Source organism: Pseudomonas sp. S1_E05 (assembly GCF_056337105.1).
The window spans coordinates 4,637,178-4,652,280 of the sequence record NZ_JBFRHM010000001.1 but is presented as its reverse complement, the minus strand read 5'-3'; the positions used below and the strand labels follow the sequence as shown (position 1 = coordinate 4,652,280).

Annotated in this window: 14 protein-coding genes and 1 pseudogene; 10 read left to right on the top strand and 5 right to left on the bottom strand. The window is 60.0% G+C overall.

The window, feature by feature from the left end:
• Positions 1-64: 64 nt before the first annotated feature.
• Both AB4N33_RS21420 and AB4N33_RS21415 read right to left on the bottom strand, forming a co-directional pair.
• Positions 65-676, bottom strand: a complete 612-nt coding sequence (locus tag AB4N33_RS21420) for a c-type cytochrome (RefSeq protein WP_460119346.1) — start codon at positions 674-676, stop codon at positions 65-67.
• 46 nt (positions 677-722) lie between these two features.
• Positions 723-1,013: a c-type cytochrome gene (locus AB4N33_RS21415; protein WP_460119345.1), complete on the bottom strand. Its 291-nt coding sequence runs from the start codon at positions 1,011-1,013 to the stop codon at positions 723-725.
• Between the two features lie 191 nt (positions 1,014-1,204).
• Between AB4N33_RS21415 and yihA the strand changes: the two genes are divergently transcribed.
• On the top strand, positions 1,205-1,849 hold the full coding sequence (yihA, locus tag AB4N33_RS21410; RefSeq protein ID WP_460119343.1) for a ribosome biogenesis GTP-binding protein YihA/YsxC: 645 nt from the start codon (positions 1,205-1,207) through the stop codon (positions 1,847-1,849).
• Positions 1,850-2,130: 281 nt separating this feature from the next.
• On the opposite strand, the gene polA is transcribed toward yihA, so the two are convergent.
• Entirely contained in the window at positions 2,131-4,902 is a 2,772-nt protein-coding gene (gene polA, locus AB4N33_RS21405; RefSeq protein WP_460119341.1) for a DNA polymerase I, read from the bottom strand.
• Positions 4,903-4,976: 74 nt separating this feature from the next.
• Between polA and AB4N33_RS21400 the strand changes: the two genes are divergently transcribed.
• Positions 4,977-5,267 carry a DUF2782 domain-containing protein gene (locus tag AB4N33_RS21400; RefSeq protein WP_460119339.1) on the top strand — a complete coding sequence of 97 codons (291 nt, stop codon included), beginning with the start codon at positions 4,977-4,979 and terminating at the stop codon, positions 5,265-5,267.
• 70 nt (positions 5,268-5,337) lie between these two features.
• On the top strand, positions 5,338-6,288 hold the full coding sequence (locus AB4N33_RS21395) for a homoserine kinase (RefSeq protein ID WP_460119337.1): 951 nt from the start codon (positions 5,338-5,340) through the stop codon (positions 6,286-6,288).
• Positions 6,289-6,364: 76 nt separating this feature from the next.
• Here AB4N33_RS21395 and AB4N33_RS21390 read toward each other — a convergent pair whose 3' ends face one another.
• Positions 6,365-7,285 (bottom strand): zinc ABC transporter substrate-binding protein, encoded by a 921-nt coding sequence (locus AB4N33_RS21390; protein WP_476458200.1) that lies wholly within the window; start codon positions 7,283-7,285, stop codon positions 6,365-6,367.
• A 66-nt stretch (positions 7,286-7,351) separates the two neighbouring features.
• Between AB4N33_RS21390 and zur the strand changes: the two genes are divergently transcribed.
• From zur to AB4N33_RS21370, 4 genes are read left to right on the top strand one after another with little or no spacing between them, the layout of a single operon-like run.
• Positions 7,352-7,834 carry a zinc uptake transcriptional repressor Zur gene (gene zur, locus AB4N33_RS21385; RefSeq protein WP_460119332.1) on the top strand — a complete coding sequence of 161 codons (483 nt, stop codon included), beginning with the start codon at positions 7,352-7,354 and terminating at the stop codon, positions 7,832-7,834.
• The gene (gene znuC / locus AB4N33_RS21380; RefSeq protein ID WP_460119329.1) at positions 7,834-8,601 is read left to right on the top strand and encodes a zinc ABC transporter ATP-binding protein ZnuC; all 768 of its coding nucleotides are present in this window, start codon (positions 7,834-7,836) and stop codon (positions 8,599-8,601) included. Before zur ends, znuC begins: the two co-directional genes overlap by 1 nt.
• A complete protein-coding gene (znuB, locus tag AB4N33_RS21375) occupies positions 8,594-9,382 on the top strand; it encodes a zinc ABC transporter permease subunit ZnuB (protein ID WP_476458199.1) in 789 nt (262 codons plus the stop codon). Before znuC ends, znuB begins: the two co-directional genes overlap by 8 nt.
• Positions 9,383-9,419: 37 nt before the next feature.
• The gene (locus AB4N33_RS21370; protein ID WP_476458198.1) at positions 9,420-10,136 is read left to right on the top strand and encodes a PA5502 family lipoprotein; all 717 of its coding nucleotides are present in this window, start codon (positions 9,420-9,422) and stop codon (positions 10,134-10,136) included.
• 93 nt (positions 10,137-10,229) lie between these two features.
• Here AB4N33_RS21370 and katE read toward each other — a convergent pair.
• Positions 10,230-12,369, bottom strand: a pseudogene (katE, locus tag AB4N33_RS21365) (catalase HPII).
• 246 nt (positions 12,370-12,615) lie between these two features.
• On the opposite strand from katE, the gene AB4N33_RS21360 reads away from it, so the two are divergent.
• Genes AB4N33_RS21360 through AB4N33_RS21350 form a run of 3 tightly spaced genes read left to right on the top strand, consistent with a single transcriptional unit; the run spans position 12,616 to position 15,091 of the window.
• Positions 12,616-13,623 carry a methionine ABC transporter ATP-binding protein gene (locus tag AB4N33_RS21360; protein WP_460119319.1) on the top strand — a complete coding sequence of 336 codons (1,008 nt, stop codon included), beginning with the start codon at positions 12,616-12,618 and terminating at the stop codon, positions 13,621-13,623.
• A complete protein-coding gene (locus tag AB4N33_RS21355; RefSeq protein ID WP_460119317.1) occupies positions 13,623-14,297 on the top strand; it encodes a methionine ABC transporter permease in 675 nt (224 codons plus the stop codon). The genes AB4N33_RS21360 and AB4N33_RS21355 overlap by 1 nt, the downstream gene beginning before the upstream one ends.
• Positions 14,298-14,320: 23 nt before the next feature.
• On the top strand, positions 14,321-15,091 hold the full coding sequence (locus AB4N33_RS21350; RefSeq protein WP_460119315.1) for a MetQ/NlpA family ABC transporter substrate-binding protein: 771 nt from the start codon (positions 14,321-14,323) through the stop codon (positions 15,089-15,091).
• Positions 15,092-15,103: the final 12 nt, after the last annotated feature.

Below are 15,103 nucleotides of genomic sequence, written 5' to 3'. Positions count from 1 at the left end.
ACAGATTAATGGAGCGTTAACGTAGCGGCAGATGTAAGCCCGCACGCCGCCCGATTAGCCGCGCTTAGTGCAGGCCCTGAATGTAGCTGGACACTGCGGCAATGTCTTCGTCGCTCATGCGCTTGGCGATGCTCTGCATTGGCTTGGCGTCGCCGTCGTTGGTACGGCCGCCTTCTTCCTTGCGGAAATCGGTCAGTTGTTTGCCAACGTATTGAGCGTGTTGGCCACCCAGGTGCGGGAAGCCGGCGGCCGCGTTGCCTGCGCCATTCGGAGAGTGGCAGCCGGTGCAGGCTGGCAGGCCCTTGGCCAGGTCGCCACCACGGAACAGTGCTTCACCACGAGCCACGAGTTTAGGATCGGCGGCGCCAACGCTGCCTTTCTGGCTGGCGAAGTAGGCGGAGATATCAGCCAGGTCCTGATCGCTCAGGTTGGTCAGCAGGCCAGTCATTTCCAGTACCGTGCGCTTGCCGGACTTGATGTCGTGCAGCTGCTTGTTCAGATAACGTTCGCCCTGACCTGCCAGTTTCGGAAAGTTAGGCGCCATGCTGTTGCCATCCGGGCCATGACAGGCGCCACAGACTGCGGCTTTCGCCTGGCCAGCTGTTGCGTCACCTGCAGCATGGGCTACGCCGGAGATCCCCACGGTCAACAGCAGACTCACGATCAATTTGTTCATCAGCTAATCCAACTACGGCTAAGGGTTAAAGAGTTATGGACCGGGATCACTCGCTCATCCACTGGATGATGGTTCGGTAATCCTCGGCACTGCAGTCCATGCACAAACCACGCGGCGGCATCGCCTTGAAACCCTGGGTCACGTGTTGCACCAGCGTCTCCATACCTTTCGCCAACCTCGGCGTCCAAGCTTCCTGATCGCCCTTTCGGGGCGCCATGGGGAGTTGGCCGGAATGACAGGCACCACAAACACGGTTGTACACAGCTTCCGGATCCTGTGTAGCCTGAGCGCTGTAAAGCGGTATCAGGACTCCGGCAGCCAGCAGCCATTTCGTCATAAAACGACCTTTTCAGGGTTGAGAGCGTTCTGCGTTCTAATGCGCAATCAAGGTCATTCGCTCTCGTGAACTTCATCCTACGCTGGGACAAAGCGCACACAAAATCTGCGGCATTATATACTGGCGCTACTGAAACGGAAACGACACCGCTTGCCGCGTCCATTCCCGGCGCCGCCCACATCGGAAATCCCATGCAACTCAAGAACCCCATCCTCGGCCTGTGCCAACAGTCCACCTTCATGCTCAGCGCTGCCAAAGTCGATCAATGCCCCGATGACGAAGGCTTTGAAGTCGCCTTTGCAGGGCGCTCGAACGCTGGTAAATCCAGCGCATTGAACACCCTGACCCATGCCAGCCTGGCGCGAACCTCGAAGACCCCGGGGCGCACGCAACTGCTTAATTTCTTCAAGCTAGACGATGATCGCCGTCTGGTCGACCTGCCGGGCTACGGTTACGCGAAAGTACCTATCCCGTTGAAGCAACACTGGCAGCGACACCTGGAAGCCTATCTGGGCGGGCGCGAGAGTTTGAAAGGCCTGATCCTGATGATGGACATCCGTCATCCAATGACCGACTTCGACCTGCTGATGCTCGATTGGGCCGTAGCGAGCGGCATGCCGATGCACATCCTGCTGACCAAGGCGGACAAGCTCACCTACGGTGCGGCGAAAAATACGCTGCTCAAGGTTCAGTCCGAGATCCGCAAAGGCTGGGGCAGCACGATCACCATCCAGCTGTTCTCGGCGCCCAAGCGCATGGGGCTGGAAGAGGCCTACACTGTATTGGCGGGTTGGATGGAATTGGCTGACAAGGGCGCGGAGCCTGCCGCGGAGTAAATCGCAGGCAAAAAAAACCCCGGACTTCAATGGGGAGGGGGAAGTTCCGGGGTTCAAGTTCCGGACCGCTAGGGCGGGGTCCGAATATCTGCCAACACTTAACACAACATAGGAGCAATGAACGGCTTCACCAGCCATTCAGTTACTCTGAGTCGCAGTTCACGTATTTAGTTCCGAACGCTCAAAAACCATTTGAAATAAGCCGCTTCGTTTTCTGAAATAAGCGCTCTTTGAGCCGGCCGCGACACTATGCCGCGGCCGTTCCTGGCAAAAAATACCGGTCAGTGGGCCTCGTCCCAGTTATTCCCCACCCCGACCTCCACCAGAAGCGGTACATCCAGCTTCGCGGCTTCGCTCATGTGCTGGCGAATGTCGTCACGAACCTGATCGACCAGGTCCTCGCGCACCTCCAGCACCAATTCATCGTGCACCTGCAGGATGACTTTGGCATCCAGGCCCGAGGTCATCAGCCAGTTATCTACAGCCACCATGGCTTTCTTGATGATGTCCGCAGCGGTGCCTTGCATCGGCGCGTTGATCGCCGTGCGTTCAGCGCCCTTGCGCAGGGCCGGGTTCTTGGCGTTGATTTCCGGCAGGTACAGGCGCCGGCCAAAGATGGTTTCGACGAAACCCTGTTCTGCGGCCTGGGCGCGGGTGCGCTCCATGTATTCGAGCACGCCTGGGTAACGGGTGAAATAACGGTCGATGTACGCCTGGGACTGTTTGCGGTCCACGCCGATCTGCTTGGCCAGGCCAAAAGCGCTCATGCCGTAGATCAAGCCGAAGTTGATCGCCTTGGCACTGCGCCGCTGATCGGTGGTGACGTTTTCCAGCTCGACGCCGAACACCTCGGCGGCGGTGGCCTTGTGCACGTCCAGGTCATTGCGGAAGGCGTGCAGCAGACCTTCGTCCTTGGCCAGGTGCGCCATGATCCGCAATTCGATCTGCGAGTAGTCCGCCGCCAGCAGCTTGTAGCCTTTGGGTGCAACGAACGCTTGGCGAATCCGACGGCCCTCAGCTGTGCGGATTGGAATGTTCTGCAGGTTCGGGTCGCTGGAGGACAAGCGACCGGTTGCTGCGACCGCCTGATGATAAGAGGTGTGGATCCGCCCGGTGCGCGGGTTGATCTGCTCGGGCAGGCGATCGGTATAAGTGCTTTTCAGTTTGCTCATCGAGCGGTACTGCATCAGCACCTTGGGCAGCGGGTAGTCCTGTTCGGCCAGCTCTGCCAGCACCGCTTCGGCCGTTGATGCCTGGCCCTTGGCGGTTTTGCTGAGGATCGGCATGCCGAGTTTTTCGTACAGGATGACGCCCAATTGTTTTGGAGAGCCGAGGTTGAATTCCTCACCAGCAATGGCGAATGCCTCACGCTCCAGTGCGACCATTTTGTCGCCCAGCTCGACGCTCTGGATGCCCAGCAGGTTGGCATCGACGAGCGCACCCTGACGCTCGATTCGGGCCAGGACGGGCACCAGCGGCATTTCGATTTCGTTCAATACCTTGCTCAGGCTTGGAATTGCGTTGAGCTTTTCCTGCAAGGTCTGATGCAGGCGCAACGTTACGTCGGCGTCTTCGGCGGCATAAGGCCCGGCCAGTTCCAGGGCAATCTGGTCAAATGTCAGCTGTTTGGCACCCTTGCCGGCGATGTCCTGGAAACCAATAGTGGTGTGGTTCAGATACTTCAGCGCCAGGCTGTCCATGTCGTGGCGAGTCGCGGTGGAATCCAGCACGTAGGATTCGAGCATGGTATCGAAGGCGATGCCTTGCACGTTGATGCCGCAGCTCTGGTCGCCACCGATGGCGCAGTTGGCCAGGATGTTCATGTCGTACTTGGCGTGCTGGCCGACCTTGAGTTTGTTCGGGTCTTCCAGGATCGGCTTGAGTGCACGCAGCACGGTGTCGCGATCCAGTTGGTCGGGCACGCCCATGTAGGAGTGGGTCAACGGGATGTAGGCCGCTTCATCAGCCTGGACCGCGAACGACAAGCCGACCAGTTGTGCTTGCTGCGCATCCAGACCGGTGGTTTCGGTGTCGAAGGCAAACAGGCTGGCGTCGTTGAGCTTCTTCAGCCATAGGTCAAAATCGGCCTGGGTGAGGATCGTGGTGTATTTGCGCTCAGTCTCGCCAGCGGCGTCTTCGACCACAGGCGCGGTCACTTCCTGGCCGGAACGCTTGGCATCGCGCTGATTCTCATCAAACCAGCTCTTGAATTCCAGCAGGGTGTAGAGCTCGGCGAGGGCATCGTGATCCGGCCGGCCCATCTGCAAATCGTCGAGACCGATGTCCAGCGGGACGTCGATCTTGATTGTCGCGAGCGCATAGGAGAGGAAAGCCATCTCCTTGTGCTCTTCGAGCTTGGCCGGGAGGGTTTTCGCACCACGGATCGGCAGGGTTGGGACGATGTCGAGCTTCGCATACAGCTCGGTCAGGCCACCATTCACGCCTACCAGCAAGCCAGAAGCCGTCTTGGGACCAATGCCCGGAACGCCTGGGATGTTGTCGGAAGAGTCGCCCATCAGCGCCAGGTAATCGATGATCTGCTCGGGAGCGACGCCGAATTTCTCCTTCACGCCTTCTACATCCAGCGCGCTACCGGTCATGGTGTTGACCAAGGTAATGTGGCCATCAACCAGCTGCGCCATGTCCTTGTCGCCGGTGGAGATGACCACCGGGCGGTCGGCTGCTGCACTGCTGCGGGCCAGTGTGCCGATTACATCGTCGGCCTCCACGCCATCGACGCACAGCAGTGGAAAACCCAAGGCCTTGACGCTGTCGTGCAGCGGCTGGATCTGTACGCGCATGTCGTCTGGCATGCTCGGGCGGTTGGCCTTGTATTCGGCGTACATTTCGTCGCGAAAGGTCCCACCTTTGGCGTCGAATACTACGGCAAACGGGCTGTCCGGGTACTGCTTGCGCAGACTCTTGAGCATGTTCAGCACGCCTTTGACCGCTCCGGTCGGCATGCCTTTGGAGGTGGTCAGTGGCGGCAGGGCATGGAAGGCCCGGTACAAGTATGAAGAACCGTCCACCAGGACGAGGGGGGCTTGGCTCATGAGCAGGATCAACCTTTTCGGCGGGTCCGGCGCTAGAATAGCGGGACCGTTGACGACAAAGGGACAAGGTTATCATGCGTACACTAAATCGCCTGTTGCTGGCTGGCTTGTTTGCAATTACACCTTTGGCCGTGATGGCCGCAGATGATGCGCCATCGCCTGAACCGGATGTCACCATCCGAACCGAAGGCGACAATACGATCAAGGAATTCCGCCAGAATGGTTTTCTGTACGCCATCCAGGTCACGCCGAAGGGCGGAAAACCCTATTTTCTGGTGCGCGCCGATGGATCGGACGGTAACTTCATCCGCTCGGATCAGCCCGATATGCTGATTCCGTCGTGGAAGATTTTCGAATGGAAATAGTTTCCTGGAAGTAGATTCTTAATTTCACTTGGCGCCGGCCCCTGGCGGCGCCCGTACTGGCAGTTAAAACATGTCTGTGTTCACCCCGCTGGCTCGGCCCGAGCTGGAAACCTTTCTCGCCCCTTACGGGCTCGGCCGCCTGCTTGATTTCCAGGGAATCGCCGCTGGCAGCGAAAACACCAATTTCTTTATCAGCCTGGAAAAGGGCGAGTTCGTCCTGACCCTGGTCGAGCGCGGCCCAGTGCAGGAAATGCCGTTCTTCATCGAGTTGCTGGATGTCCTGCACGAGGCCGACCTGCCGGTGCCATACGCCTTGCGCACGACCGACGGCGTTGCCCTGCGCGAGCTGGCCGGAAAGCCTGCGCTGCTGCAACCGCGCCTGGCGGGCAAGCACATCAAGCAAGCCAATGCCCAGCATTGTGCCCAGGTCGGTGAGTTGCTCGCCCATCTGCACCTGGCAACCCAGGCCAAGATGATCAAGCGCAAGACCGATCGCGGTCTGGACTGGATGCTGGAAGAGGGCCACCAACTGCTCTCGCACCTCAATGCCGAGCAAAGCGACCTGCTGCAGCGGGCGCTGGACGAGATCACACTTCAAAAAGAGAAAATTCTGGCGCTGCCACGGGCGAATATCCACGCCGACCTGTTCCGCGACAACGCGATGTTCGAAGGCACGCACCTGACCGGGTTGATCGACTTCTACAACGCCTGCTCCGGGCCGATGCTCTACGACGTGGCGATCGCGTTGAACGACTGGTGTTCGGACGATAACGGCTTACTGGACGGCCCGCGAGCGCGGGCATTGCTTGGCGCCTACGCGGCGCTGCGGCCATTCACCGCTGCCGAGGCCGAGCTGTGGCCGACCCTGTTGCGAGTGGCGTGCGTGCGGTTCTGGCTGTCCCGGTTGATCGCCGCGGAATCGTTCGCCGGCCAGGACGTGTTGATTCACGACCCGATGGAGTTTCAGCTGCGCCTGGCGCAGCGGCAGAAGGTCAGTACGCCTTTGCCTTTTGCCCTCTAAAAATATCGCGAGCAGGCTCGCTCCCATTCACCTGTAGGAGCGGGCTTGCCCGCGATAGGGGTCACCTCAATCCTGATCACAGCGACTCCAGGCACCCCGCCAAGTCATTGCCCAGTTTCTCAAGTATCTGCTCATACCCTTGGGCAGTCGCCGGCGTGTACCCCCCCAACGCATCCAGCTCCGCCAGTTTCACCGGCAGGCCCGCGACCAGGGTCTCGGCCAGGCGTGGGCGCAGTGGTGGTTCGCTGAACACGCAGGTCTTGCCCACTTCCTGCAAGCGAGTGCGCATCGCCGCGACGTGCTGAGCGCCTGGCTGCACCTCGGCGGCGACGCTGAACACGCCAGTGTGCTTGAGGCCGTAGGCGTCTTCGAAATAGTCGAATGCCTCATGAAAAACGAAATACGGTTTGCCGGCGATACCCGCCAGGCGCGCTTTCAGGCGCAGATCCAGGGCATCCAGGCGTTCCTCGAACCCCTTGAGATTGCTTTGATAGCGAGGGGCGTTGGCCGGATCGGCTGCGGCCAGGTCCGCTGCCATTTTGGCGGCAATCACTCGGGCATTCGCTGGCGATAGCCACAGATGCGCATCCAGGCTGCCAGGGCGGTGATCGTGATCATGATCGTCCGCCTCCTCGGCGTGAGACTGGCTGTCCTCGGCAAAGTGGCGCAGCTTCAAACCGGGCAGGTCCTGTATGGCGATGCTCGGCAGCGTACGACCTTTCATCACACGAGGCAGGAAACCTTCCATATCCGGTCCAATCCAGTAAACCAGATCTACCGATTGCACCTTCCGTACGTCGGATGGGCGCAGTGCGTAATTATGCGGGGAGGCCCCGGGTGGCAGCAGCACTTCGGGAATTGCCACGCCGTCCTGCACCGCAGCGGCTATCAGCTGCAGAGGCTTGATGCTGGTAAGTACCTTGACTTCGGCCTGGGCTGCACCGATGAACAGAAAACTTGCGACGAAAGCGACAAAGATGGAAAAAAGTCGGGACACGATGACCACTCAAGGAGGTAAGAACGGGTAACATAATAACGTCTCTAACAAAACTCGTCGCCGCTCATGCCTATTACACCGATTGCCAGCCGTCCCCACGACCACTCCCATTGCGTTCACAGCGCCCTGTCTGAGGCCGATGCCCTGTGCGCGCGCCAAGGTCTGCGCCTGACCGCACTGCGCCGGCGGGTGCTGGAGCTGGTGTGGCAAAGTCACAAGCCGCTGGGCGCCTACGACATTCTGGCGGTGCTCAGCGAACAGGACGGCCGTCGGGCGGCGCCGCCTACGGTTTACCGCGCGCTGGATTTCCTGCTGGAAAACGGGCTGGTGCACCGCATCGCCTCGCTCAATGCCTTTGTTGGCTGTAATCACCCGGAGCATGCGCATCAGGGGCAATTCCTGATCTGCCGCGAATGCCATGCCGCCATCGAACTTGAACAGAAATCCATCAGCGACGCGATTGTCGGCAGCGCCAGGGATGTAGGGTTCGTGGTCGAAGGCCAGACCGTTGAAGTGGTCGGCCTGTGCTCGGGCTGCCAGGGGGCTTGATGAGCAATGCGTTGATCCGCCTCGAGCAGGTTGCCGTCACCTTTGCCGGGCAAATCGTGCTGGATAATATCGAGCTGAGCGTCGAGCCGGGGCAGATTGTCACCCTGATCGGGCCTAACGGCGCCGGCAAGACCACCCTGGTGCGGGCGGTGCTCGGTCTGTTGAAACCGGACAGCGGCAGCGTCTGGCGCAAACCGAAGCTGCGGGTGGGTTATATGCCGCAAAAGCTGCATGTCGATCCGACGTTGCCGCTGTCGGTGCTGCGATTCCTGCGCCTGGTGCCGGGAGTGGACCGCGCTCGCGCGTTGGCGGCGCTCAAGGAGGTCGGCGCCGAACACGTCATCGACAGCCCGGTGCAAAGCGTCTCTGGGGGCGAAATGCAGCGCGTGTTGCTGGCCCGGGCGCTGTTGCGCGAACCCGAGTTGCTGGTGCTCGACGAGCCGGTGCAAGGCGTCGATGTAGCGGGGCAGGCGGAGTTGTACAGCCTGATTACCCGTCTGCGCGATCGTCACGGTTGCGGTGTGCTGATGGTGTCCCACGATCTGCATCTGGTCATGAGCACCACCGACCAGGTGGTGTGCCTCAATCGCCATGTCTGCTGCTCTGGCCATCCTGAGCACGTCAGCGGTGACCCCGCGTTCGTCGAGTTGTTTGGCAAGAACGCCGCGAGCCTGGCGATTTATCACCACCACCACGATCACGCCCACGACCTGCATGGCTCGGTGGTCAAACCCCACGTTCACGGAGATCACTGCAAGCATGGCTGATTTTCTGCTCTATGCCCTGCTCGCAGGTTTGGCCCTGGCGCTGGTGGCGGGGCCTCTGGGATCGTTCGTCGTGTGGCGGCGCATGGCTTATTTTGGCGACACCTTGTCCCACGCGGCATTGCTCGGCGTGGCATTGGGCTTTTTGCTGGATGTCAGCCCGACGGTCGCGGTCACTGTCGGCTGCCTGCTGTTAGCGGTGTTACTGGTAACGTTGCAACAGCGCCAGCCACTGGCTTCTGACACGCTGTTGGGAATTCTCGCACCGAGCACACTCTCTCTCGGTTTGGTCGTACTAAGCTTCATGCACGAAGTGCGGATCGACCTGATGGCTTATCTGTTCGGCGATCTTCTGGCGATCAGTCCCACCGATCTGGCCTGGATTCTTGGCGGCAGCGCGGCGGTGCTGGTGTTGCTGGTGACGATGTGGCGGCCATTGTTGGCGATCACGGTGCACGAAGAACTGGCGCGAGTGGAAGGATTGCCGGTGCCGGCGCTGCGCATGACCCTGATGCTGCTGATCGCCGTGGTGATCGCAGTGGCGATGAAAATCGTCGGTGTGTTGCTGATTACGTCATTGCTGATCATCCCCGCAGCTGCGGCACAACGTCACGCCCGCTCGCCCGAGCAGATGGCGTTGGGCGCAAGCCTGCTGGGCATGCTCGCGGTGTGTGGCGGGTTGGCGTTGTCCTGGTTCAAGGACACCCCGGCGGGCCCTTCCATCGTGGTGACGGCCGCCGCCCTGTTTCTGCTGAGTTTTGTCCTGCCCCGTCGAGGGGTGTAGACTTGCTCATTTTTTGCGCAAATAGAGAGTCGCAGGAATGAAGCCGTTCGCCTCCCGTTATCTGCTCCTTGTCGCGTTTTCGCTGCTACTGGGCGCATGCCAAAGCACCCCGCCGGCGGCCACCCAGGCCATTGATGCGCGGGCTACGGCCATCGCACAGCTTGAGCAAAGCCTTGCCAGCAGCGAACTAGCGACCGCCGAAGGCCAACTGGCGGCCTTGCAGGCCGAGACGCCCAATGATCAATCCCTGGAACAGTACCAGCGGCAGTTGGCTGAAGCCTACCTGCGTCGCAGTCAGATCGTGCTGCAAAAAGGTGACGTGAACGCCGCCGCTACGGCACTCAGCCGGGCTCGGGCGCTGATGCCCAAGGCGCCAGCGCTGACCGGTGGGGTCAACAATGCCATCGTCAATGCGCGCAAGGCTGAGTTGGATAAAGCAGAAGCGGCGCTCAGGGCTGCTGAAGCCAAGCCCGCCGCCAAGGTGATCGATCCAACGGCAGAGAGCACGACCGTGGCGCTGAACCTCAGCGATATGGGCAAGCTTCGTCGCCAACTGGACGCGATCGCCGCTGATGTGGTGAATTATGACTGCGATGTGAGCATTCAGGCGCCCCGCACCGATGACTACCCGTGGCTGGCCACCTTGCTGACCAAGCGGGTGAAGAAGCTTGACGCGGATTTTGACCTGAACCTGCAAAAGCAAATTTTACGCAGCGTACCGGCGCAGGTGGTCCTGAGTCCGCGTAAACCCTGACAGCATCGCGAGCAAGCTCGCTCCTACAGGGTTTGTGATCAACCTGTAGGAGCGGGCTCGCCCGCGATCGCATCAGCCCGGTTGATACAAATCCTAAGCCGGAACCCCCTTGGCCTTCGGCTCCCGCTCCCAGACCCGGTGCTGCCCAATCGCCGCAATGAACGCTTTGGCCAGCGTGGCATCCGTCCCTACGATCAACCCAACATCCGCCTCCAGCTTCAACACATCCAGCAACTGCTTCGCCTCGCCGTGCAGGGCAATCGCTTTCAAGTGTTTGTAAGCCTCAAGTACGTAATGCAATGCCACCCCATCCCCACTCAACGCCTTGATCGATGCCGCGCCTCCAGGCACAAAGACGGCGTCGAAGGCAATGGACGGCATCCCTTCCATGGAAGCATCCACCGGCAACGTTGTGCCATCGGCGGCCTTCACGGGAGCGGAGGTCGGCCCAAGCAGTTTGGCGTGTGCACCTTCGGCTTTCAGTGCTGCCTTCATCGCATCGATTGCAGCCCCATCTACACCATTGGCCGCCAGGATCGCGACTTTGCGGCTTTTGATATTCTCGGGCAGCAAATTCGCCTGGCTGAGTGCTGGCGAGCGCTCCAGGGATGATTTCGGCACGTCGACGGTCCCGGCGGTGGGCGCTGGTAAACCGAGGTTCTGCGCAACCCGTTTAGCCAGTTCCAGGTCGATGTTGGCCAGAATCTCATTAACCTCCCGAGCCCGGATGAACTCACGCTCCACTTTGCCCAGCTCGAAGCTGCTACGCGGCAATGATGTGTTCTTGCTCGTGCTTGCTCATGCTGTGGAAGAACAGGCGCGCCTGGGAGAAGTGGTCGCCAAACGACTCGCTGCGTTGACGGATCTTGTTGGCATCGATGCGCTCCGGATAGGACTCGAATCCACCGTCCTGTGCGGCTGGAGGCGTTTCTTTTGGCCAGCCGCCATCAATGGAGTTCGGTTCGTATGCCGCACGTCCCTTGTCTATGGTGCTGCGGTGCTGGGCATCGCGCTGGCCGTTATGGACGGGCGCTACCGGGCGGTTGATCGGGATCTCGTGAAAGTTCGGCCCGCCGAGGCGGCTGATCTGCGTGTCGGTGTAGGAAAACAACCGGCCTTGCAGCAGGGGGTCGTTGGAAAAGTCGATGCCCGGAACGATATGCCCTGGGCAGAACGCCACCTGCTCGACTTCAGCGAAAAAATTGTCCGGGTTACGGTTGAGCACCATCTTGCCCAACGGTGTGATCGGGACCACTTCCTCGGGAATGATCTTGGTCGGGTCGAGAATGTCGAACTCGAAAGCGTGTTCGTTTTCTTCTTCGACCACTTGGACACCCAATTCCCACTCGGGATAGTCGCCCATCTCGATGGCTTCCCAAAGATCGCGACGATGGTAGTCAGTGTCCTTGCCGGCGAGCTTCTGCGCCTCATCCCACACCAGCGAACAGGTGCCAGCCGTTGGACGCCAGTGGAACTTGACGAAACGTGACTTGCCCTCGGCGTTGATCAGGCGAAAGGTGTGTACACCGAAGCCCTGCATGCTGCGCAGGCTTTTGGGAATGGCCCGGTCGGACATGGCCCAGATCACCATGTGGGCCGACTCGGGCACCAGCGAAACGAAATCCCAGAAAGTGTCGTGTGCTGAGCCGCCAGTCGGTATCTCGTTGTGGGGTTCGGGTTTTACCGCGTGCACGAAGTCGGGAAACTTGATCGCATCCTGAATGAAAAACACCGGCATGTTGTTGCCCACCAGGTCGAAGTTGCCCTCGTCGGTGAAGAACTTTACGGCGAAACCGCGCACGTCGCGCACGGTGTCGCCCGACCCGCGAGGACCTTGTACCGTGGAAAAACGCACGAATACCGGAGTTTTTTTGCCCGGGTCCTGCAGAAATCCGGCTTTGGTCAGCGCCGCATGGTTTTCGTAGGTCTGGAAGTAGCCGTGGGCGCCGGTGCCTCGGGCATGGACGATACGCTCCGGGATGCGTTCATGGTCAAAGTGCGTGATTTTCTCACGCATGATGAAGTCTTCCAGCAATGACGGTCCGCGAGCGCCTGCCTTCAAGGTGTTTTGGTTGTCCGAGATCTTCACGCCCTGGTTGGTTCGCAGCGCCTGATCGGTGGCATCGCTGCGGAAGGTTTCCAGGCTGTCGAGCTTGGCATTGGTATTACTGCGGTCCGGGGTGTCGGTCCCGGCCATCGCGCTATTCGGGGCGGCAGGCTTCTTGGTACTCATCAGTCGAAACTCCTCGTCGAACGTGGAAATATCCCTTCCAGGCACGGCACCTGGTGGTTGTCGAGTTGCTTTAAACAGTGACTGATGAAGGTTTGAGGCGTTCCTTTTATATGACTCTCGGTGGTGTTATTGCCAAATCAAAGGTTGCATGCGCAATAAATGCTAATAACCTCTATACGGACAGGCTAAAATGCGCGCCCGGCTAACCGCTGACCCTATTCCAACGCGCCCCACAAGGTTCGCTACGTGATCGAGTTTCAAAACGTCCATAAAACCTACCGCGTCGCCGGTAAGGATATCCCCGCCCTGCACCCGACCAATCTGACGATTGAGAACGGTCAGGTATTCGGCTTGATCGGTCATTCCGGAGCGGGAAAAAGTACCCTGCTGCGTCTGATCAATCGCCTGGAGAATTCCTCTGGCGGCAAGATCATCGTCGACGGCGAAGAAATCACCGCGCTTGATGCCAATGGCTTGCGCCGTTTCCGCCAGCAGGTCGGCATGATTTTCCAGCACTTCAACCTGCTGGCCTCCAAGACTGTTGCCGATAACGTCGCGCTGCCGCTGACCCTGGCCGGTGAGCTGTCGCGTGGCGAGATCGACCAGCGTGTCGCCGAGCTACTGGCGCGGGTGGGGTTGTCCGACCATGCTAAAAAGTACCCGGCGCAGTTGTCCGGTGGCCAGAAGCAGCGCGTTGGCATCGCGCGCGCCTTGGCGACCAAACCGAAAATCCTCCTGTGCGATGAAGCCACCAGCGCCCTGGACCCGCAGACCACGGCCTCGGTCCTGCAGTTGCTGGCCGAAATCAACCGTGAGCTGAAACTGACCATCGTGTTGATCACCCACGAGATGGATGTGATCCGTCGCGTTTGCGATCAGGTGGGGGTAATGGATGACGGCGTCATCGTCGAACAGGGTTCGGTGGCAGACGTGTTCCTGCACCCCAAGCACCCGACCACCCGGCGCTTCGTGCAGGAAGACGAGCAGGTCGACGAAGGCGAGCAGCGCGACGACTTCGCCCATGTGCCGGGCCGTATCGTGCGTCTGACCTTCCAGGGCGAAGCAACCTACGCGCCATTGCTGGGCACCGTCGCTCGCGAAACTGGCGTGGACTACAGCATCCTGGCCGGTCGTATCGACCGCATCAAGGACATTCCCTACGGGCAACTCACCCTGGCCGTCACCGGCGGCGACATGGAGGCGGCGTTTGCCCGCTTCACCGCGGCTGACGTTCACATGGAGGTGCTGCGCTAATGGAAGCCCTGACAAATTTCTTCGCCAATATCGACTGGTTCGAAATCTGGCTGGCCACCGGCGACACCCTGCTGATGCTCGGCGGTTCGCTGCTGTTTACCGTGTTGCTGGGGTTGCCGTTGGGCGTTCTGCTGTTCCTGTGCAGCCCGCGCCAGTTGCTCGAGGCCAAAGGCGTTTACGCGATGTTGTCGCTGGTGGTGAACATCCTGCGTTCGTTGCCCTTCATCATCCTGTTGATCGTGATGATTCCGTTCACGGTGTTGATCACCGGCACGTCGCTGGGTGTCGCCGGTGCTATTCCGCCACTGGTGGTGGGCGCCACGCCGTTCTTCGCGCGTTTGGTAGAAACCGCCCTGCGTGAAGTGGATCGCGGCATCATCGAGGCAACCCAGTCCATGGGCGCGACGACACGCCAGATCATCACCAATGCCCTGCTGCCCGAAGCTCGACCTGGCATCTTCGCGGCAATTACGGTGACAGCGATTACACTGGTTTCCTACACCGCGATGGCGGGTGTGGTGGGCGCTGGCGGCCTTGGCGACCTGGCGATCCGTTTCGGTTACCAGCGCTTCCAGACCGACGTGATGGTGGTCACCGTGGTGTTGCTGTTGGTTCTGGTTCAAGTGTTGCAAACGGTTGGCGATAAGTTGGTTGTGCATTTTTCCCGCAAGTAAGCGGGTCTCAAGGAGTTAGCTGAATGAAAAATCTACTCGTCGCGTTCGCTGCCGTTGCAGCCTTTTCCGCTCACGCGGACACCCTGACGGTGGCGGCCACTCCGGTTCCGCACGCGGAAATCCTCGAGTTCGTGAAGCCAGCCCTGGCCAAGGAAGGCGTGGACCTGAAGGTCAAGGTCTTCACCGATTACATCCAGCCGAACGTGCAGGTCGCGGAGAAGCGCCTGGACGCCAACTTCTTCCAACACCAGCCGTACCTCGATGAGTTCAACAAGGCCAAGGGCACTCACCTGGTGTCCGTGGCGGGCGTGCACCTGGAGCCGTTGGGCGCGTACTCCAGCAAATACAAAAAACTCGATGAGCTGCCAAGCACCGCCACCGTGGTCATTCCCAACGACGCCACCAACGGTGGCCGCGCATTGCTGCTGCTGGCCAAGGCAGGCGTGATCACCTTGAAGGACTCGAACAACATCCTGTCGACCGTCAAGGACATCACTGCCAACCCGAAGAACCTCAAGTTCCGTGAGCTGGAAGCCGCGACGATCCCACGCGTGTTGACCCAAGTTGACCTGGCGCTGATCAACACCAACTACGCGCTGGAAGCCAAACTCGACCCATCCAAGGATGCGCTGTTCATCGAAGGCAGCGACTCGCCGTACGTGAATATCCTGGTCGCCCGCCCGGACGACAAGGACAGCGAAGACATGAAGAAGCTGGTCGCCGCGCTGCACAGCCCGGAAGTGAAAGCCTTCATTCTCGAGAAGTACAAGGGCGCCGTGGTGCCTGCGTTCTGATTCGCGAGTCAT